This is a genomic window from Ruegeria sp. AB6, assembly GCF_056542685.1.
This window is the reverse complement of the sequence record NZ_JBQGAD010000011.1, coordinates 81,960-102,358: the sequence shown is the minus strand read 5'-3', so window position 1 is coordinate 102,358 and position 20,399 is coordinate 81,960. Positions and strand designations below refer to the sequence as shown.

Below are 20,399 nucleotides of genomic sequence, written 5' to 3'. Positions count from 1 at the left end.
GCGGATCGTGCCTATCTGTCGCACGTACATGCGCCCAGCTTGATACCGACGCCGTGGACCGTCTGGATGATATCGGCGCACCCGGCCTGAGACGCTTTGGCCCGAATGTTACGCACGTGGCTGTCAATCGTGCGCCCGGACAATTGCGTGCCCGCCCCATACAGTTTTTGGGCCAGCGCATTGCGGTCATGCACCTGATCAGGACGCTCGGCCAGAGAATACAGCAACTGAAATTCGGTCGCCGTCAGATCGACCGGCGTGGTCTCGATGCGGCAGGTGTGACCGGCCATGTCCAGCTCCAACCCGCCGGTGCGCAAAGGGCGCGAGGCCGAGCGGCGACCACGGGACAGAATGGCCTTGATCCGCAGCACCAGTTCGCGCGGGCTGAAAGGTTTGGCGACAAAATCATCGGCACCCAGTTGAAAACCCAGAACCCGGTCGATTTCGTCATCCTGCGCGGTCAGGAACAGGATCGGCAGATCCGATCGCGCCCGAATGGACTTGCAGCATTCAAACCCATCCATCTGAGGCATTCCGATATCCAGCAGCACCAGATCGATCGGTTCTCGTCCGACATGGGTCAGCGCAGCCTGTCCGTTCGCGGCTTCGGTCGTGCGCATACCCGCCCCTTTCAGGGCAATGCGGATCACATCGCGGATCTTGGGATCATCATCAACAATCAGGATATGCGCTTCCATAAGAAGGTTCTGACAAGCGATCCGGGCGGTGTCCATATCAACCTGCATGATCAGCGACCTCATACCCGTCGCGCCCGCCGAGGACGCAGACCCAATACGGTCATAGCTGCGACCATGACCAGACCCAGAATCGCCTGTGGCTCGGGCGAGGATGACCCGGCAAAGCCCTGCGACGGATAGGCCGCGGCCGTCACACCGGACACCACCGGCAGGGGCACATCAGCCTCGACAGCTTCTTGCCCGCTGTCATTGACGATTTGCTGCGAAACGGCCACGAATGAGGTATTTCGGGTTTGCAGCGAATAGGCCAGCCCAAGACGCGTGATCTCGGCATCCGCCTGCCCGGCGCGGTCCCCGACCGCGATCTGTCGTTCCAGCACGCCGATCCGGTCGCGGGCCCAGATCAGCGGCAGTGCGGCATCGCCCTCGGTTTCGGTCAGTGACAGCTTGACCGGCATCTGCGCGGGGCGGCCCTGCACCAGTCCTTTCAAAATGATTACGCCCTCAAAAGCACCGTCGTAGCGCGCCATCAAGCGCAGGCCGTTGCCCGCAAACAGATCGGGCAGACGTGCTGGCGTAACATCCTGCACATCCAATCCGCCCCAGTCGATCTCAAGATCTGTCAGCAGAGGGGACTTGAGGTTTGCAGCCAGGTTCTCTGCCACCTCAAGCGCGTCTTCGTCCAGCGCGACATAGCGAGAATAGCCGCGCCCCTCTTCCGCCATGGCGTCCAGAAGATAGCGGTTCACGGCGTTGCCCACCCCGAAAGCATAGATACGGGCCTGACCGATTTGGCCGCGAATGGTTTTAAGAACCCGCGCCTCATTGCCGATATAGCCGTCGGACAGAAAGACCACGATGCGGATCGCGCCCTCGGGCGTGTCGGTCGCAAAGGCGGCGCGAACCGCAGTGTCGATTTCGGTCCCGCCCCCCGTAGACAGGCCGTGCACAAAATCGCGTCCCTTGCGGATATTCGACGGGGTTGCCGGGGTCGAGGCGTTCGAAAAATGCCGTGCCGTGTTGGAAAACGGGATGATGCGGAAATGATCCCCCTCCCGCAGCCCTTGCAAGGCAGCATCCATGAAGCGTTTACTGGCCTTCATCGGCTCCCCGCCCATCGAGCCGGAGGTGTCCAGCACAAAGACCAATTCGCGCGGGGTGGCTGTGGCCTCATCCGGGACCGCCGGGGGTTCGATCAGCACCGACAGGAAGCCACCGCGCTCGTCATGATGGGACAGGCTTGCCGCCTGTAACTCCGCCCCACCCAGCGTATAGCGCAGCACCAGATCGCGGTTGTCCATGACCTTGCCATCTACAAACCGGGCAGTCAGGCTTTCTTGGTCCTGATCGATTTGCAACGGATGGGTCGGGCTGTGAAACCCAGATAGCTCAACCCCAGCAGTCAGAGAGACATCCAGCGAGACCCGCTCGGACGTCACAGTATCGGGCAGGTCCAGCCCCGCGACCGGAGGATAGGCGGGGATCGGGCTGACAGACCACGTGGCGTTTTCCAGCGGAATGTCCTCGGCACTGGCCAGCTCAGGCCGAGGAGTGTCTAGCGGGCTTTGATAGCGCGGGCCGACGATCAGAGGGATCACCATCTCATGCTGGCCGTCGATCTTGGGCACCATCTGGACGTAGCGCAACGTTACCTCGACCGGACGCCCCGGCATCAGGTTGGCAATCCTCTGCGTGAACATGTTGGGGCGGTGCTGGGTCAACAGCGCAGCCGCCTTGCCCTCGGACGCGGCCTGATCGAACTCTGCCTCGGCCTGTGCTTTTTCACGGATCACGGCGCGTACCAACTCATCGCCTACGCGCATCTCCATCCCGTAAACGGCGGCTTTTTGATTCAGGGGGAACAGGTATTCGGCCTCGACCGGAACCATCGATGGATTCTGGAACGTCTGCCGCAGTTCAACTGTCGCCATATCGCCCTGAATGGTGACATGCAGGGCGCTGTCCAGAAGGGGCAGATCGAAAACCCGGTCGCCAGCATGGGCGACGACGCGCCCGGCCACGTCGGCGGGGTCGGGTTTGGCCGCGGCCACCATCGGCCAGACAAGTAGGATCATCACAGGGAAAAGGGCACGCATTTGGATCTCCTGAGCAAGGGTTACAAATCAAGGGCGGCCAGAACCGCAGCCTCATAGGCGGCGCGGTCCGGATCTGACATGGATTTCGGGGTAATGCGCTGGATCGAGCGCCATTCGCGGGACGAGCCGTTCAGCCAACTCCAGACGGCTTCGCCCACACCTGCCGTGCGCTGACCATCGCCCGAGACAAAGCTGACTGCGACGGTCCAGACCTGCCCGTCTGGGCCCGTTGCTTCGTAAACCGAGCTGGGCAGAGGATCGAACCGGGTGCCTAGAAACCGCACTTGGTAGCCCATACCAAGCAGGCAGGTGGCCGGCGAATGCAGGTGGCGAAGTGGGGATGTAGTCCGCACTACATTCACCCCCATCGGGCCGAACTGCACCTTGCGCGCCGTGCCGCCATAGGTGGCGAAATAGGCGCGTTCAACGGCAGAGAGTGCGACCTCTTGCGCGGGATGCCCAAGCAATTGACCGGGCAGCTCGGTCGGGGGCACGGGTGCCGATTGATCGACGGGCGCACGCGGCGCGCTGATGATTGTCAGAGACAGACCCAACGCCGATACAACCGCTGGGAAATGCAGGACGCGTGGCAGGGAAAACGTCGTGATCCGCGCGGGGCTGAGCCGGGCCGGTTTCGGACGGTACAGCAGCACAATGGTCAAGGCGACCAGCGCCAGTGTCCCCAGCCCGATAAGGCTGTGCAACGTAGGAGCCATCGTGTCGATCCCTTGCGCCAGTCCCGCCGCCAGCAGGGTGATGCGCAGGCCATTGCCCAGCACCGTTGCCGCTGCGATCAACAGACCTCCGCCCAGCGCAGGCAAAAGTGCCGGACGGTAGAGCGCATTCAGGCAGGCCCAAAGGCTGACAAGCTGCAACAGCCCCACCGCGCCCGAGCAGGGCAGATCGACCAGAACATCCACGCCACCCACACGCAGCCGAACTCCTTCGCATAGCAGGTCCGGGAAAAAGGGCGACAGCATTGCGCACGCCACGTGGGCGGACATCACCTGCAACGGAAACCCTGCCACCCGCTCAAGGATCGGTCCAAGCGGCAGGCAGAACAGAAACAGCGCCGCCAACCACATGGGCGACAGCGCAATGCGTCGCTGATCCAGTCGCAGGAAAACGGCCAACGCAAAGACATCCAACGCCAGAGCCAATGCGCTGAGGATATTGATGGCCAGCACCTGCCCCCCCAAGCGAACGCAGGCCGCACCCAGGAAGACGGCAAAGACCCGCCCGCGCCGGTCCGGCCCCTGCGGGCGAGAACTTGTCAGAGACAGAAGCACCAGACCGGCCAGCAGCAGGCCGTACAGCGCGCCATAGGATTGGTAAGACGGATCGCGCCAGCTTTGGATCAGCCACAGGACGGGCTCGATCGCCAATACGGCGGATGCAAGGGCCAACCCGGCCCACAGTAGGTAAGATCGGTTATGTTCCATACCGCCTTGTCACACCTTGATGTGCAAACCAGCGGCGGATGTTGTGCAGGATTTGTGCAGATCAGGCGGGGGTGCCGCCTTGGGTCATGACTACGCCCGACGCTGGGCGCCAACCCAAACAGGAACTGGTTGATCGACCGCTGTGACTGCCCGCATGGATTGAACCGCAAAGGTGGCCCAGCTACGCAGTTGCAACAAAACCATTGCACCTCCGATCACAATGGTCGCGCCGATCAGGGGTGAGGCCGCAACCTCGTAACTTTGCGTGCCGGCGACCCAAACGGCGAAACCCAGACGCGTTACTGCGACAGCATCTGTCACGCGGGCTAGTTTGGGCAGAAAATACGTAGACACAGCCGTCGCGAACACGATCATCGACATATATAGCAGCCCGGTGAACACCGGCAGGGGCATCCCGAAACGTGTCACCTCGATATGGGAGTACAGGACATATCCGGCAGCAAACGCCAGAAACGCAATCGCGTAGAGTCGCCTTTTCTGACTATCGATATGTCCAATGATGCGCTTCACAGCAAAGACCCCCTGAACCTTCATGAAGATCTTTGTGCGCCCTGATTTTGCGGATCATCTGACCGAATAAGGGCGGAAATTTGGCTTTATGCCGCAAACCCTACGAAACCGCTAATAGGATGCCGAGATCATGTCCGCGTAGTTATCTGCCAGCATTCGCGCATCGGTCCGGTCGAATTTCACCGTGGGCAGGGCTTGCATATCAATCAGCGCCGCGTTGTCGAACAGTTTGGCCAGATCGACATCAAGATTTATCTGCGTCTCCCCTGCCCGCGTCATGTCTGCCGGAACCAGCACCGAGACCTCGCGGGCGTTCTCGGAAAACCCAACATGATAAACCAGCGGAGAAATGGCTCCATCCACATCCAATGCACCCTCGAAGAGAACGAATTTATACCCAACTTCCCAGTTCCACGCCATCTGGCTGTTGGGGTCCAGATCGCCCCGCGCAAGGATCGACCCGTTGGCGTCCGGGTCCACGCCGATCAAAAAGCGCAGTCCCTCGATCCGGCGCAGTGGCACATCGGACAGAGTGATCACATAAGATCTGTCCGCATTGTCGAACCGGACAAGGTAATAGCTGTCGGGCTCCACGAACTCTTCATCGCCCGAGGTCAAAACCAGATTACTGAGGTAAAACCGAAAATCTCGTACCCGAAACGCGCCGGGTCCAGCGGGGTTGTCATACATGAACTGGTCGAAGGTCAGCGGGGCCCCGTCCATGGTCGCCCGCAGCGTGACGGTGACATCGGTCGTGCGTTTGGGGCCTGGGACGAACACAATCCATCCGATGGCAAGCAACACCAACAGACCAAAACCGGACATGGCTTGCAGGCGGGACATCATGAGCCTCCTTCAAACGGATTGGAAAAGGCAGGGTCGGTCAGAAAAACTTCGTCGGTCAGCGTATGTAGAAAAGCGATGATTGCGTCGATTTCCTCAGGTGTCATGCGCAGGCCCACCGTATCCGACGGGGTGTCAGGGGCGTTATCGGCTTCAAGGATCAACGGGCTGAGCGTGTCGCTGACGACAATGCCGTCATTATAGTGATTCATGACATCTCGCAGCGTCTCGAACCGGCCGTCATGCATATAAGGAGCGGTCACGGCAATATTGCGCAGGGTTGGAACCTTGAAGAACCCTTTGTGAGCAGGGTTTCCCGTGACCGCCATCAAACCAGGTGCCAGCGTGTCCTCTGGGTCGAGCCCATTGTTCGAGAACCCGTCCAGCGCGTCCCGAAACCCCGAGGTCAGGAACTGACTGTGGCAATCAATGCAATTCCCGCCGCGCAGGGACACTTTGGTGTCGGGATGGGCCATGAACAATTTGCGCCCATGTTCTTCTTGCGCGCTCAGCCGCACCTCACCGCGCAGGTATTTGTCGTATTTGGAATTGTCCGAGATCAGCATCCGCATGAAACTGGCCAACGCCCGGGCGATGTTGTCGGCGCTGACTTCGCCATAGGCGCGGCGAAACATGCGACGATAGCTGGACGAGTCGGACAGTTCCTCGACCAGCGCGTCGATATCCTGCCCCATCTCTTCGGGGTGCTGGATCGGCATCAGCGCCTGTTCTTCAAGCGAGGTCGCGCGGCCATCCCAGAAGAACCTCTCCTGCCCCCAAAGCAGATTGACCAGGCTCATGGCGCTGAACTCCAGCTCACCGCCCGATAAGGCCGGAGATCGGGCACGCCCGTCGGTGAAAGCCATCGCCTGAATGTGGCAAGTGGCGCAGGACACTTCGTTGTTCGCGGATAGAATAGGGTCGTAGAACAGGTGCCGCCCCAAGGCGAAACCTTCCTGAGTCAGCGGGTTATCAGGCGGCACGGCAAACCGCCCGAACACAAACGGCGCCGAGAAGTCGGCGATGGGTGTCGCCACCGGATCGCGGATGAAGTCCCGGATCAGCCACCCCGCCGCGACCAGAATCGCAGCGGCGGCCAGCAGAACGATCACCCGAGGCATGGGCCACCCGATCCGTTAGTGGTGATGCACAAAGCCCGAACCAAACAGACCCTCAACGTTGTCCACGCCCTTGTTGTAGCGTTCCTTGAAATTGACCGTCCCGATACGTTCACCGGTTTCCAGATCATGCACCGAAATCGTGTGCGCGTTCAGAGAAGCGATGAAATCCACATCGGTCGGGTCATTGTCCGCACCGTTGCCCAGATTGAGCAGATTGTTCTGAATCGCGATCAACTCGCGCCCTGAGGCGGAGGTGAAAAAGATCATGTGATGTGCACCGGGATCGGTCACGATGTCGGGGCCGCTGGACACCAGTTCAGGCAGAGCGCCCAGTTCGTACCGTTTCACCACACCGGGCAAAGCGTGCGAAATGAACAGCTCATCCTCGGTGCCATAGAATTCCAAGGGCACGGCAGTGTCATTGGCGACACCGCTATAGATGACCTCGGGCGCGCCAAAGGTCTTGGCCTTGGCGTCATAGGGGATTTTCCACGTCTCGAACCCGAACATTGTATTGGCCAGAATGGCCGGTTCGATATCGGGGTGAATGCTGGGCCGCGCGAACAGAACCTCGACCGGAGAAGACGGGAAGTTCAGCGGCTTTTCATTCTCGACGGTGATGTTCTGGATAGGCTCTAACGTGTTCAGATCAATGATCGTCAACGCGTTCCCAACACCAGTAGCCAAGTCAGGATGCACGGTCGATGTCACCACCATACGATCCTCGAAAGCCGAAATGCCATGCGGATACATGATATACGGGGCACCTTCGCCGACCTGACTTTTACGGGCTTCGATGATTTTGACCACCGCGTTGGTTTGCGGATCAAACACCCCGACCGAGCCGCCATCATCACCTCCGGTGCCCCCCATGAAGGTAACAAACATGTATTCCTGCCCGTTCGAATTGGCCCACATGATATCTTCGCCCACGATCTGGCCCTGTGTGTCCAGACAGGTGATGCCTTCGATCACCGGCGCACCGCCAGCGTCCCTCGACAAGCCAATCTCGGCCAGACTGCACGCCGGATCGAGCCCGGTGGAATACAGCCTGCCATTCGGGCTGTAGTAAAGGTGATGCAGAGGGTGCTCGATATCGGGTTGCTCAACCTCGCTGAGAATTTCTCCAAAGCGATCAGATTCCGGGTCCAATTCAACAATGGCAACGCTGTGATGGGTATCCAGCGTCGGCAACCCGCGCAGCAACACCATGCCATGGCTTTCTTCACGGGTCTGCGCGTAACTGGCTGAAGTGCTGACGACCAACCCTGCCGCAAACAGAATGGTTGCTCCAAATCCCATGTATTTCATAGCCTTCCCCCTTGTTGCACAGCCCTAAAAAGTTCAGGGTTAGATGTATCTTACGTAACGTCATATCACAGTGAGACGCCTGCACCAAACACCCCGGCGCTTTACCGGAAATCAGTATGCGGCAGTAAGGAAGTCATTGTGTTTCAAAACAGTTTGACCACTGCGTGAGCATTCCCCAAGCGTGGCCCGAAACCGCGCCTAGGGATCACCGAAAACCCCGCGCAGAATTCGGCGAATGTCCTGCGCGAACGCCTCGCGCGAAGACGCAACAACCAAAGCGCCCCGTGTGGCGGTTATCAAAATATGCGCCAGATCCTGCGCCCGTTCCGGCGTTGCAGCCAGGTCGTGGCGCAAGATAAATGCCCCCAGCTTCTGGGCATACAGGCTGGGCCAATTTTCGGGCTGGGCGCTTGCGACGGCCAGAGCATCCTCGAGCAGCTCGGACCCGTGCCTGGATTCAGCCAGTTCGACCGAATCTCCGACGACAGAAATCAGCGCCGTTTCCACTACAGCCATCGGCGCGTCTTCGGCCTGATCGAGCAGCGCGAAAACATGCTGGTACAACGCTTCTGTATAGGCCCTCAACGCCCAAGCGTAACACGCGTCCTTCGATCCGAATTTCTTGTAGATCGACTGGCGCGACAGACCTACCGCGCGCGCAATGTCTTCCATTGACGTTTTGCGAAATCCGTACTGGGCAAAGGCGGTCATGATATCTTGTGGGTTCACGCCGGAAATTGTGTTCGCAGTCGCCAAAAATACCCCACTTCCCGGTCAGGCAGGGCACAATCACAAAGTACCGCCTTTGACCAATCAATCACATTTTTACATTTCTGACACTATTCGTGAAAAATGACAACTGGCCAGCCGCAGCCAATAGGGAACGCCCTATCCTTGAGAACCACAGCGTTGACGCCACGCTAAGCGTTTTCCGCCAAAATGATCTTCTCGGTCGCGCGAACCAGGTCAGGAAACCGTGATCGTTCGTGGATATATAGGAATACCTGCCTGTGATCTGGCAAGTCGCAGATCAATCGAAATGCAGTGGCTTCCGGTATGTACCCGGTCACCGTTTGTGGCAAAACCGTCACCCAATCACCGGTCCGAACCATCGCAATCAGCGAATGCGTGTTGTGGATGGTCACTCCCGCCCGGTCAATCGCGGCGTGAAACTGCGGCGACTCGATCAGGTCGCACAATGCGTTGCGAATGAATGGAACCGAGGCGATTTGGGCAAGGGTCGGCGGCGCCTCTTGCGCGATCAACGGATGCTCGGCAGAGCAGACCAGCCCGAATCGGTCCCGCAACAGCGGCACCGCGCGAATACCATTCAACGCATGATACCCCGAGGCGATCCCGATATCGGCTCTGCCTTCGACAAGCGCGTCAAGAACCTGCTGCGTATCGGTGTCGCGCAAATCGACTTTCACGCCGGGATACTGCCGCGCAAGATGCGATAACACGCGCGGAAAAATCAAAGCCGCAACCGACGGCACCGAGGCAATGCGCAAGAGCCCCTGCTCGGCGATCGCGGCCTCTTCAATGTCCTGCACGGCCTGATCGAACTGACGCACTTGTTTCAGCGCCAGTTCAAACACTTGCGCCCCCAATGGGGACAAACGGCTCTTGCGCTCACCTTCAAACAGCTTTCGACCCAGATGGTCCTCAAACTGTTTCAATGTCATCGATACCGCCGACTGGGTGCGCCCCAAGCGATCCGCGGCCTCGGTCAAATTGCCGGTTTGGGCAACGGTGCAGAAACAACGAAGGGTTTCAATCTTGAGTGCCATACTTCAGTTTTCCTGAACTTTTGTTCATTCGTTTGAATTTGACTGATATGCAGCGGAAAAGCCATCCTAAGCGCGACTCTTATTTTGCTCTGGGGCGCATTGTGACCAAACTGAACCTGATCGCTGGCGAATGGCTGGCGGGTGATTCTGAAATCGAAAACCGCAACCCTTCGGATCTGAGCGATCTGGTCGGCATCTTTACGCAGGCCAGCACGGATCAGCTTGAGGCGACACTGGATCAGGCGCGTCTGGCTCAGGCCGAATGGGCCGCTTACCTGCCCGAACGCAAACAGGCCATTCTGAACGCCATCGGCAATGAATTGATGGCCCGCGCGGAAGAGCTGGGCACGCTTTTGTCCCGCGAAGAGGGCAAACCGCTGGCCGAGGGCAAAGGTGAAGTCTATCGCGCCGGTCAGTTCTTTACCTACTACGCCGCTGAGTGCCTGCGCCAGATCGGTGAGAATGCCGACAGCGTTCGACCCGGCGTTGAGATTGACGTGCGACGCGAGGCCGTGGGCACTGTCGCCATCATCAGCCCATGGAACTTTCCCACCGCGACCGCCTCGTGGAAGATTGCACCAGCGCTGTGCTACGGCAACGCCGTCGTATGGAAGCCTGCGAACATCACCCCGGCCTCGGCCGTAGCCCTGACCGAGATCATTGAACGTCAGGACATCCCCAAGGGCCTGTTCAGCCTGATGATGGGCTCGGGGCGCAGCATCGGGCAGCGTCTGGTGGAAAGCCCCAAGGTGAACGCGATTTCATTCACCGGGTCGGTGCCGGTGGGCAAAGGGATTGCGGCAGCGGCCATCCAGAACCTGACCAAGGTACAGATGGAAATGGGGTCCAAGAACGCGCTGGCCGTGATGGACGATGCCGATCTGGACCTGGCGGTAACACTGGCGCTGGGTGGCGCGTTTGGCGGCACCGGGCAGAAATGCACTGCCTCGTCGCGGCTGGTCGTTCATGCGGGCATCCATGATGCGTTCGTCGAGAAACTGGTCGCCGGCACACAAGCCATGAAGGTCGGGCACGCGCTGGAAGACGGCACTCAGATGGGGCCGGTTGTCAGCGAGCAGCAGTTGCAGGAAAACCTCGCCTATGTCGATCTGGGCAAGTCTGAGGGCGCTGAGCTGGCCTGTGGCGGCGCGCGGTTGGAGATGCCGCATGACGGGTTCTACATGTCGCCCGGAGTGTTCCTGAACACCACCAACGACATGCGCATCAACCGCGAAGAAATGTTCGCGCCGCTAACCAGCGTCATCAAGGTCGGCAGCTATGATGAGGCGCTGAGCGTCGTCAACGACACCAAATTCGGCCTGACTTCGGGCATCGTGACCCAAAGCCTCGCCCGCGCCACCCATTTCCGCCGCAACGCGCGCACTGGCGTAGTCACGGTGAACTTGCCGACAGCGGGCACCGACTATCACGTACCCTTCGGCGGACGCGGCGACAGCTCATATGGCCCGCGTGAGCAGGGAAAGGCGGCAGCTGAGTTCTACACCACCGTCAAAACCGCCTATATCAGCGCCGGGACGCCGGTCTGATGCGTATCGACGGGCTGCAATATGCCAACTGGTCGGAAAAGATTTTCCGGCAACTGCGCGAAGGTGGCGTGGATGCAATCCACGTCACCATCTCTTATCATGAGAACTTCCGCGAAACCGTCCTGAACTTTGAAAAGTGGAACCGTTGGTTCGAGCAATTCCCCGACCTGATCATGAAGGGTCGGTGGGCCAGCGACATCGACACGGCGCGCGAAACCGGGCGGACGGCGGTGTTCTTCGGCTTTCAGAACCCCTCGCCCATCGAAGACGATATCGGTCTGGTCGAAATCCTGCACGATCTGGGTGCCCGGTTCATGCAGTTGACCTATAACAACCAATCCCTGCTGGCCACCGGCTGCTATGAGGCCGAAGATACCGGCATCACCCGCATGGGCAAGCAGGTGATCAAAGAGATGAACCGCGTCGGCCTTGTCGTGGATATGAGTCACTCGGCTGACCGATCCACAATCGAGGCTGCTGAACTGTCCGAGCGTCCCATCGCCATCACTCACGCCAATCCGCATGACTGGTCGCCGGCACTGCGCAACAAGCGCGACGCAGTGATCCGCGCGGTGACGGAAAATGGCGGGATGCTCGGCTTTTCGGTCTATCCGCATCATCTGAAAGACAAATCCGCCTGCACGCTGGATAGTTTCTGTCAGATGATCGCCCGCACCGCCGACAAATACGGAGTCCAACATCTGGGGATCGGCACTGACCTGTGTCAGGACCAACCCGACAGCGTGGTCGAGTGGATGCGCGTCGGGCGCTGGACGAAAGAAATCGACTATGGCGAAGGCTCGGCTTCGGCGCCCGGTTTTCCGCCCATGCCAAACTGGTTTCAGGACAACCGCGATTTTGGGAATATCGAATCCGGACTACGTTCCGTGGGTATGAACGAAGATGAGGTCTCAGGTATCATGGGCGGCAACTGGTATCGTTTCTTTGCTGAAAACTTCGGACCACGCGCATGATCGATCTGCACCGCGATATTGCACGCCGAGACCCCGCGCAGGTCATGCGACTGTCGCGATTGGGGTCGCTGCACCAATGTCGCCTTAGTTTCATGCGGCAATTGACCCGGCGGATGGCCCGCGAGAACTGGCGTTTTACCCGGCCCGTTTTTGACATCGACACGAACGGGGTGGGTCATGCGGTCTATACCGCGCACGGCCCTGAACGCGCTTATTCACTGGTTGCTTTCGCTCATGACCTGCCGCCCGAGCAACGCTCCGACCGCGTGATAGCCGAGGCTTGGGACGCCACATTTACCCTGTTCGATGGCATCCCCACGACCGAAGACATTGACCGCCTGTCTCAAAACGTCCCCTTGCAAGAGGCCGGGCGGATCAGCGAAAGCGAGTTGTCTCTGTCTCGCGCCAACCGTTCGGTCCGGCTTTGGGCGCATGTGGTCGACGCGCTGGCAGCAGGCACACAGCCGGACCCCGAGCAGATCTATCAGGTGGGCTACCTGATGCGCACCACGGCTGTTTATGGATCGGGCAAGTTCGGGGCGGCTGATCGTGAGAAAACTGCCGACCGCCCGGAACTGAGCGCCCCTTTCCAAACCGAGATGCTGTCGGTTTATCTGACCCGCACCTTCGTGCGCGATCTGGTGCAGCACATGGCGCAGGCCAAAGGGGGCGACCAAACCGCTAGTCTGGACCCGACGATTGCGCAATGGCTGGGCATCGGCAATTCGACCGGTCTGGGCATGGCGCCCTTCATCGTCAACCATCCCGTGCTGTTCAACAACTGGATCATGGTTCGCGAAGAGGCCATCGCGCGGGTGCGGTCCGTGCCCCAAGCCACACCTGACCGCATCGCGCAGTTCCGCGCGATTTTCGAACGCAGCAAGCTGTCGGTGTCGTGGTGGCGCTCGGATCATCTCGTTCAAATCGACAAGCTGGCCGTGCTCAGGGCTGATCTGGACACGCTCACCGCCGAACTGGCCCAGCGCGACCTGACCGAAAACCTTCCCTGGGACGCCCTGATCCGCTGGTCCGAAGATCATCTGAGTGAAGAGGGGCAGGAATTGCTCGCCTCGCTGATCCTCGAACCTTACGGCGATCTGGTCGACGGTTTGGTCGATTGCATGGCCGACAGCAACGCCGGGGCGCAGGTGATCGACGGCAATATGAGCGTCGCACAGGTTCGCGCGCTGATCCGGCAGAGTTTTGACTGGGCGCTTGATCTTGATTGGAAAGCGCAGGCCAACTGCGCCCGCGCCTGGTACGTGTCCGAAGAAAAGCTGGAACCCCGCCTTGGCGAACGGTTCGAAGAGCCCATCGCGGAATACGAACAACCCTTGGCCCCGGCCCGCGATGCGGCAACGGCCTATGACGCCCTGTCCCACTGGCCGGACACCACACACATTGCAGCGTTTCTGTCGCAGCACCCCGAACATCGCCACACGATCCGGCGCGCGCAGATGGGACAGGTCGCACCCTATGGTGAAATACGCGACAATACGATCGGCGCGGATGTCATGCCCATCGACATGCTGCGAGCGAAACTCTCGTTCTTCGGTGCCACGCATTTCGATCCCCGCTCGGACCGTTGGGTGCGGATTTGCATGTATGCCGGTGCCCCCTACCCTGAGGATCTGTCCGCAGATACCGCTGATCACTGGGTCTACCCAAGGGCAATGACATGAGCTTTTCATTAAACGAGGTCGAGGCCACCGCCAAACGCGCCACGCGCGGCGCGGGCTATGGCTGGGGCCTGTCCGAAGAGGCCGGAAAGGCCACCCGCTGGCTATGTGCCGCGGGACTGGACGGCGCGCAGATTCTGGCCGATCTGTTGGACCGGGGCTTGGCACATGCGCCGGGCCGGCACCGCCCGGCATGTCAGGGCAACGAATGGCGCGGGGATGAAATCCTTTGCCCTCTGGCCACCGGGGCAGCCTTGTCCGACCATATGGGCTCGCTGCGGACGGGCGAAATCACACTGACCAATGTCGCCGCCCCTGCCCTGTTGCTGCCATTCGCCGCGAACATTGCGCGCAATTTGAAAACGCCCGTCACAATCACCGTGGATGGCGTTGAGGTCGTCACAGATGGGCCTTCTCTGGCCATGAACCCAGCGCTGCCCAGCGACGCCACTTTGGTGAAGGTCGCGCTTGGCGGAATCTTGACCGCACCCGCTGCCTGCGCCTCACGCGCGGTGCCCGATCCGGTCGCATGGGCCGTATTGAACCGTTTTGCCCACCGCACCTATGCCCCCGCGACCGAGGCCTCTCGTCTGCTTGGGGCCGGGTCTGGCCTGTCCGACAACGATTGATGAAAGCGACACGATGGAAACCCGCACTCTGACCCTGACCGAAATCGAAGACCTGGCCTTTCGCGCCCTTGTTGCCGCTGGCACGACCGACGCCAACGCCCGCCCGCTGGCCGTTGCCACGGCGGCAACCGAAGCGGATGGGGTGGCCAGCCACGGTCTGGCCTATATCCCGATCTATTGCGAACATGTGCAATGCGGAAAGGTCGACGGTGCCGCAAAGCCCGTCTTGGACCGGCCTCGCTCTGGCCTGATCACGGTTGACGCGGCAACAGGGTTTGCACATAGCGCAATTGACATGGGGTTTGACGCCCTCATCCCAGCCGCCAAGGAACAGGGCATCGCGGCCCTGGCCATCCGAAACAGCTATAATTGCGGGGTCCTGGGTTATCACACGCACCGGTTAGCGCAGGCGGGTCTGGTTGGGTTGGGCTTTACCAATGCACCTGCCTCAATCGCGCCATCGGGCGGGTCGAAGCCTGTTATCGGCACCAACCCGTTCTCGGTCGCGGTACCCGGCACAGATGGGCAGCCCGCCGTTCTGATTGACCAAAGCGCCAGCACCATCGCCAAGAGCGAGGTCATGAAACATGCCCGCGAAGGCAAACCAATCCCTGTGGGCTGGGCGCTGGACGCGGATGGGAACCCGACCACGGACCCCAATGTCGGGCTCAAGGGCTCGATGGCCCCATCGGGGGGCTACAAAGGCGTGGGCATCGCTTTGCTGACCGAGATCATGGCCGCAGCCCTGACCGGCGCGACGCTCGGCATTCACGCTTCGCCATTCTCGGGCACAGCCGGAGGGCCGCCCAAAACCGGTCAATTCTTTATCGCCATCGACCCGGTCGCTACGGCGCAAGACATGTTTGCCGAAAATATCAGTGCATTGGTTGGCGCGATCCATTCTCAGGACGGCGCGCATCTGCCGGGCGACGGACGGCGCGCAAAACGCATTGCCGCCCAAACCGAAGGCGTCGCAGTCAACACGGCGACCTTGGACAAGATCGAGGCTATCCTAGCCTAACGCCGCACACCCCCGACGGAACAAAAAAAGGGCGCCATATTGGCGCCCTTTCTCGTTCTCGACCACATTGGGTTATTGGATCAGACGCAGCTTCTGGATCGAGCCTGCAATCGACACGAAGGAGTCGATGATCTCTTCACCGGTCACTTCATAGTAGTGCGACCAGGACGAAGCACAGGTTCTGATCTCGGATGCGGCCTGCTCCGTGGTTTCGAACGCGACGGTATAAACAACGGCACCTTTCGTTTTGGCCAATTCACACTGTTCTTGGAACAGTTGCAGGTTGGTCAGCTGCGACGAGGCGATGGTCGAGTCTTCACTTGGACGCGCAGTCAGCTCCGTCAGGCCGTTTTCCTCTTCCATCTCATCGGCGGGGCGAACCTGCGGGGTGGTTTGTCCATCGGTCATGATCACAATGATCTTTGAGCTGTTTTCGTGATCCCAGCTCAGCGGGCGGTTTGCGAACTCGGCGGGAACTTCCCCGGCTTGGCTGAGATAGGCAAACTCATCCTGGCTTGACGGGTCCAGCAGGGCCAGCGCGTATTTCAGGCTGTAGTTGGTGCCGGTTCCATCGAACAGGCGCAGACCGTCGATGAAATTGTGCAGTTTGGTTTCATCGTTCTGGGCGTATTGGATGCTCATTTCGTCTTCCGGGCACCAACCCCAATTCTGGGTAGTCTCATCATATTCCCAGTTCACGAAATAGGGCGTCTGATCGATCGAACCTGAAGGCAGGCTTGTATTCAGGAAATCCGAATAGGTCATTTCCAGGCAAGACGAGGTATTGTTCGGAATGTTGCCCACATAGCTGTGGAAATCCGAATACTGAAGCTCGATGTCGACGTTATTGAACTTGGTTGGGCCCGAAGCCTCACTATAGACCGTCGTTGTCCGGTCAATGCTGTAATACATCGTCTCCTGCTTCCCGCCCTTGATGGATGCACCCACCAGTTCGGCACTCTCAGGCAGCTGGGACGAGTTGTTGATGATAAAGTCCCGGACATAGTGATAGTACGTGTCGACGTCATCCTTGTTGAACAGATCGGTCTCGTTGTCCGGGAAGCTGTCGATCTTGACGGAAAAATCGGGGTCAGCATTGCCGTCTGTATCAAACCAGAACACGACGTTCGAGATATCCTGCTTCCATTCCGGGAAGAAATCGTCGTCGGTGGTCGTGCCAAACCGCTCGCCGCCCAAGTATTCGAACATCACCGAGCCTGGGTTGGTTTGACCTGCAAACGGGATAACGCTGACCGAGGTCGCGCACTCGGTGCCTGGGTCGTTGTTATGCTCCAGAGTTTTTGTGACAAATGCTTTGGCTGCGGTCTGCATTTGGGTCAGGCGTTGATTGTTCCCCATACTGCCTGAGATGTCCAAAACCATGGAAATCTCGGTGCACGGTGCCGCCTCATGCGCGGCGGAATTCACGCCCAATGAAATCGTCTCAACACCGCTCAACCGCATGAAATTGGTGTCAAAACCAGATGTCAGGCTGGCACGGACAGTGCGGTCCAGATATTTGTCTTCAACAGAAATCGAACTTGCGTACTCGCCCAAACCGGATGCCGCCAGATGTGCTTCGACAACTTGGGCAGGATCGAGGGTTTGCTCAAGGCTCGCGGCAGAGAGGACAGCGTTGTCCAGAGCCCACTGCAATTTCGCGCGGTCGCGCTCATAGTTCATTACATCGACGGCAATACCCGCCGCAGCCAATAATAGAAAAAAGGCAAACAACGCGAAAATCGTCAAACCACCTTCTTCGCGTTTCGCAAACCAACCAACATCCGCAACCGAATTTCGGAGAGTTTTTGAAACGGCTTTCTTCCGTGAATTCAGATTAAACATTTCTTTCTCCAGACATCCTTATTCGCGAATAAGATGCCCAAAGAAGTTGTCTCTATTTTGCCGTAATGTTGCTATTTGGGTTACCGGAGGTGAACCCATTTTTAACTCAAAATGAACGCGCGGGTGACGTGGAAAACACGGAACTGTCACGAATTCGAATAAAAATATTTAAAATCAATATGATATCACACATCCGTGAAAACGACACTTTGCACGAGGACCACTGACCGAAAATTAACAGACCGAGTGACCTTTGGTAACCTTGCCACATTCCCTTATTTTTAGGCCTCCGAGTCGCGAGCCTGGAAATTTCATCGCGGACACCTCACGTCAGGACTTGCCGTCCAACAGTTCCACTCGGCCAACACACACGCCTAAAATTACCGTGAAAATTGGCCTCTCAGTACTCGTCTTCATACGGAAAACCGGACCAGCGCATGGCTTCTTCCTCGGCCCGGGACAGGTCCAGTTTCTCCATCCCCATGTGCAAATGATCCAGAAGTTTTCCGCACAAAATTGACATATTCAACGCAAAATCCGCGCGGTTGACCGCCGCCGTCACAACATCCTCAGGCGCATTTTCCAGGACATCCACGGTGGCCCGCACATCATGAGAAATAACCCATTCTGCACAGGCCTGCCCTCCGATGACCAAGCTGGAGACACGTTCCAACTCTCGACCGGTCCGTTCATCATACCATTGATAAAGCGGCAGGACCGCAGCAATTGCCGCGCCTATGACCGTGCCTTTTTCAATGATGTCCAAAGTTATCCGCATATGCCCCACTCCAAGCTATCAGAATGAGCCAAGACTACTTAAGAAAAGCCGTTTGCCCTAATTGCACCCAACCGACGCAATCTAAGGTCTTTTCCAGCCCGTCGGAATAACGATACGACACTTCAGCCCGCCCAGGCTCGTTGAACGGCCAAGGTCGAGTTTTGCCCCATACGCGTTCAGCAGATCGACCGCAATCGCAAGACCAAGCCCGCTGCCGGCAACCGATGTGTCCAACCGCCCGCCCGAGCGCAGGGCCTCGCGCCGGTTGTCCTCGGGGATGCCCGGCCCATCATCCTCGATTAGAACCTCGACGTTGCCTTTTCTAACCTGCGCCACAACCCGAACAGTCTTCTGGCACCATTTAACGGCGTTATCCATCAGGTTGCCCAGAACCTCTTCGATATCCTGAGGGTCCATGCGCACCCATAATCCGGTTTCGCGAGTGACTTGAAATTGTTTGCCTTCCCGTTCGGTCATTCTCGAGAACAAGCGCGCAAGACGGTCGACCGAATTTGAAAGATCCGTACGGGAATGGGTCAGTTCGGCCGTATTCATCGCACGCATCCGCGCCAGTGAGCGGCTGAGCTGCGCATCGATCCGGTCCAGTGCCTCTTGCGCCGTGTCTGTCGTGGCACCTTGTTCGGAAAGACTGGTTAGTTCATTGCGCAATATGGCCGTCGGAGTCTTGAGGGCATGAGCTAGATCAGCGGTCTGCCGTCGCGACCCGAAGACGATGTCCCGGTTGCGTCGCGACAATTGATTGAGATCCTCAACCAGCGGCGAGACTTCTTCGGGGTAGTCATCCGGCTTCAACCCCTCATCCGTGTCCCAGCGATGGGACACATCTGTGCGTAGTTTGCGCAGCGGCCCCAGAATAGCCGACATCAAGAATAGCGACCCAGCCACCCCGATGAGACCGACAAGCGTAAAGACCGGCAGAAGGTTCCGCTGGGCCGCGCGCCGTTCGCCCATCAATTCCTCGCGGCTTTCAGCCACGCTGACACCCCAGACCGTTCCGTCTTCGTAAGAAATTTCCTGGTAGATACTGCGCACGGCCTCATTTTCGGGGCCTTGCGTGTTCCAAAAGGTAGGCGCGTTGGGAAGGCCCCGGGGCTCGGCCAGCGTTTCATCGAATAACGAGGCCGAGGTATATACCGACCCATCGCTACCGGTGACCTGCCAATAGCGCCCGGAAAACGGTGTGCCATAAGCCGGGTCGAACATTAGGTTGCCAAGCGCATCGGGATTGTCTGTCGTGACGCTCAACCCTACCACAAGCTGGGTGTGGCGATCCCGCAGCGCGGTGTCAAACTGGTCGGAGACCCTTGAGTTGATGTAGGAAAACACTGCCAGAGTCCCCACGCCAACCGACACCGCCCCAGAAGCGATCCCCCCCAGCAATGCGCGCTGACGCAGGGAAAGCATCAGTCCGTGTCAATCATATAGCCGCGTCCACGTACCGTCTTGATCAGGTCCGATCCCAGCTTTTTGCGCAGGCGTGTAATGAAAACCGCAATAGTGTTGGAATCCCGATCACCGTCATATTCATAGATATGCTCAGAGAGTTCGGTGCGTGAGATCAGCCGTCCGCGATTGTGCGACAGATATGTCAGAACCGCGATTTCCTGCGCGGTCAGGTCCACCGGCACATCCTTGACCGTCACCCGCCCGTTCTTTGTGTCCAACGCCACATCGCCCATTTCGATGACAGCGCTCAGCTGTCCGCTTTGCCGGCGCAATATCGCGCGCACCCGCGCGGCCAGTTCAGGCATATGGAAGGGCTTTATCATATAGTCATCCGCGCCTGCATCCAGCCCGTCGACCCGATCGCTCCACCCATCGCGCGCAGTCAGGATGAGAACCGGCGTCGAAACCCCGGCCTCACGCCATTCCCGCAAAACTGTGATACCATCGCGTTCAGGCAGGCCGATATCGAGAATGATCATATCGTAAGGCTCGGTCGACCCCAGATGCAGGGCCTCCAAGCCGTTTTGAGCGGTGTCCACGACCCGCCCTTCAGCATTCAGCAATCTCTTGATTTGAGCGCTCAGATGCGGCTCATCTTCTGCCAGAAGTACTCTCATAACGCGAATT

At 58.8% G+C, this 20,399-nt stretch carries 18 protein-coding genes; 5 read left to right on the top strand and 13 right to left on the bottom strand.

Annotated features, from left to right (window positions below; all coding sequences use genetic code 11):
- Positions 1-11 precede the first annotated feature (11 nt).
- From ACR0DB_RS18905 to ACR0DB_RS18865, 9 genes are all read right to left on the bottom strand, one after another.
- Positions 12-761 (bottom strand): response regulator transcription factor, encoded by a 750-nt coding sequence (locus ACR0DB_RS18905; RefSeq protein WP_480552499.1) that lies wholly within the window; start codon positions 759-761, stop codon positions 12-14.
- Positions 758-2,794: a VIT and vWA domain-containing protein gene (locus ACR0DB_RS18900; protein ID WP_480552498.1), complete on the bottom strand. Its 2,037-nt coding sequence runs from the start codon at positions 2,792-2,794 to the stop codon at positions 758-760. Before ACR0DB_RS18900 ends, ACR0DB_RS18905 begins: the two co-directional genes overlap by 4 nt.
- Before the next feature lie 20 nt (positions 2,795-2,814).
- Positions 2,815-4,236 carry an exosortase T gene (xrtT, locus tag ACR0DB_RS18895; RefSeq protein ID WP_480552497.1) on the bottom strand — a complete coding sequence of 474 codons (1,422 nt, stop codon included), beginning with the start codon at positions 4,234-4,236 and terminating at the stop codon, positions 2,815-2,817.
- A gap of 90 nt (positions 4,237-4,326) precedes the next feature.
- Entirely contained in the window at positions 4,327-4,767 is a 441-nt protein-coding gene (locus ACR0DB_RS18890) for a hypothetical protein (protein WP_480552496.1), read from the bottom strand.
- 111 nt (positions 4,768-4,878) lie between these two features.
- Positions 4,879-5,610 carry an MbnP family protein gene (locus ACR0DB_RS18885; protein WP_480552495.1) on the bottom strand — a complete coding sequence of 244 codons (732 nt, stop codon included), beginning with the start codon at positions 5,608-5,610 and terminating at the stop codon, positions 4,879-4,881.
- Entirely contained in the window at positions 5,610-6,731 is a 1,122-nt protein-coding gene (locus ACR0DB_RS18880; protein ID WP_480552494.1) for a cytochrome-c peroxidase, read from the bottom strand. The genes ACR0DB_RS18885 and ACR0DB_RS18880 overlap by 1 nt, the downstream gene beginning before the upstream one ends.
- Before the next feature lie 15 nt (positions 6,732-6,746).
- Positions 6,747-8,042, bottom strand: coding sequence for a hypothetical protein (locus ACR0DB_RS18875; protein ID WP_170775087.1), 1,296 nt, complete (start codon positions 8,040-8,042; stop codon positions 6,747-6,749).
- Between the two features lie 198 nt (positions 8,043-8,240).
- Positions 8,241-8,753, bottom strand: a complete 513-nt coding sequence (locus ACR0DB_RS18870) for a TetR/AcrR family transcriptional regulator (RefSeq protein WP_480552493.1) — start codon at positions 8,751-8,753, stop codon at positions 8,241-8,243.
- Between the two features lie 209 nt (positions 8,754-8,962).
- Entirely contained in the window at positions 8,963-9,832 is an 870-nt protein-coding gene (locus ACR0DB_RS18865; protein WP_480552492.1) for a LysR family transcriptional regulator, read from the bottom strand.
- Positions 9,833-9,879: 47 nt separating this feature from the next.
- Here ACR0DB_RS18865 and ACR0DB_RS18860 point away from each other — a divergent pair, with 47 nt between their 5' ends.
- The 5 genes from ACR0DB_RS18860 to ACR0DB_RS18840 are packed head-to-tail and all read left to right on the top strand — an operon-like array spanning position 9,880 to position 15,682.
- Positions 9,880-11,379, top strand: coding sequence for an aldehyde dehydrogenase family protein (locus ACR0DB_RS18860; RefSeq protein WP_480552491.1), 1,500 nt, complete (start codon positions 9,880-9,882; stop codon positions 11,377-11,379).
- Entirely contained in the window at positions 11,379-12,353 is a 975-nt protein-coding gene (locus ACR0DB_RS18855) for a membrane dipeptidase (protein ID WP_170791456.1), read from the top strand. The genes ACR0DB_RS18860 and ACR0DB_RS18855 overlap by 1 nt, the downstream gene beginning before the upstream one ends.
- Positions 12,350-14,035 (top strand): hypothetical protein, encoded by a 1,686-nt coding sequence (locus ACR0DB_RS18850; protein ID WP_480552490.1) that lies wholly within the window; start codon positions 12,350-12,352, stop codon positions 14,033-14,035. The genes ACR0DB_RS18855 and ACR0DB_RS18850 overlap by 4 nt, the downstream gene beginning before the upstream one ends.
- Positions 14,032-14,661, top strand: a complete 630-nt coding sequence (locus ACR0DB_RS18845) for a DUF3726 domain-containing protein (RefSeq protein ID WP_480552489.1) — start codon at positions 14,032-14,034, stop codon at positions 14,659-14,661. Before ACR0DB_RS18850 ends, ACR0DB_RS18845 begins: the two co-directional genes overlap by 4 nt.
- A 13-nt stretch (positions 14,662-14,674) precedes the next feature.
- Entirely contained in the window at positions 14,675-15,682 is a 1,008-nt protein-coding gene (locus ACR0DB_RS18840) for an Ldh family oxidoreductase (RefSeq protein ID WP_480552488.1), read from the top strand.
- 72 nt (positions 15,683-15,754) lie between these two features.
- Here ACR0DB_RS18840 and ACR0DB_RS18835 read toward each other — a convergent pair whose 3' ends face one another.
- From ACR0DB_RS18835 to ACR0DB_RS18820, 4 genes are all read right to left on the bottom strand, one after another.
- Positions 15,755-17,527 (bottom strand): Tad domain-containing protein, encoded by a 1,773-nt coding sequence (locus ACR0DB_RS18835; RefSeq protein ID WP_480552487.1) that lies wholly within the window; start codon positions 17,525-17,527, stop codon positions 15,755-15,757.
- Between the two features lie 400 nt (positions 17,528-17,927).
- A complete protein-coding gene (locus ACR0DB_RS18830) occupies positions 17,928-18,305 on the bottom strand; it encodes a hypothetical protein (RefSeq protein ID WP_480552486.1) in 378 nt (125 codons plus the stop codon).
- An 81-nt stretch (positions 18,306-18,386) separates the two neighbouring features.
- Positions 18,387-19,730, bottom strand: a complete 1,344-nt coding sequence (locus tag ACR0DB_RS18825; RefSeq protein WP_480552485.1) for a sensor histidine kinase — start codon at positions 19,728-19,730, stop codon at positions 18,387-18,389.
- On the bottom strand, positions 19,730-20,389 hold the full coding sequence (locus ACR0DB_RS18820; protein WP_170775109.1) for a response regulator transcription factor: 660 nt from the start codon (positions 20,387-20,389) through the stop codon (positions 19,730-19,732). Before ACR0DB_RS18820 ends, ACR0DB_RS18825 begins: the two co-directional genes overlap by 1 nt.
- Positions 20,390-20,399: the final 10 nt, after the last annotated feature.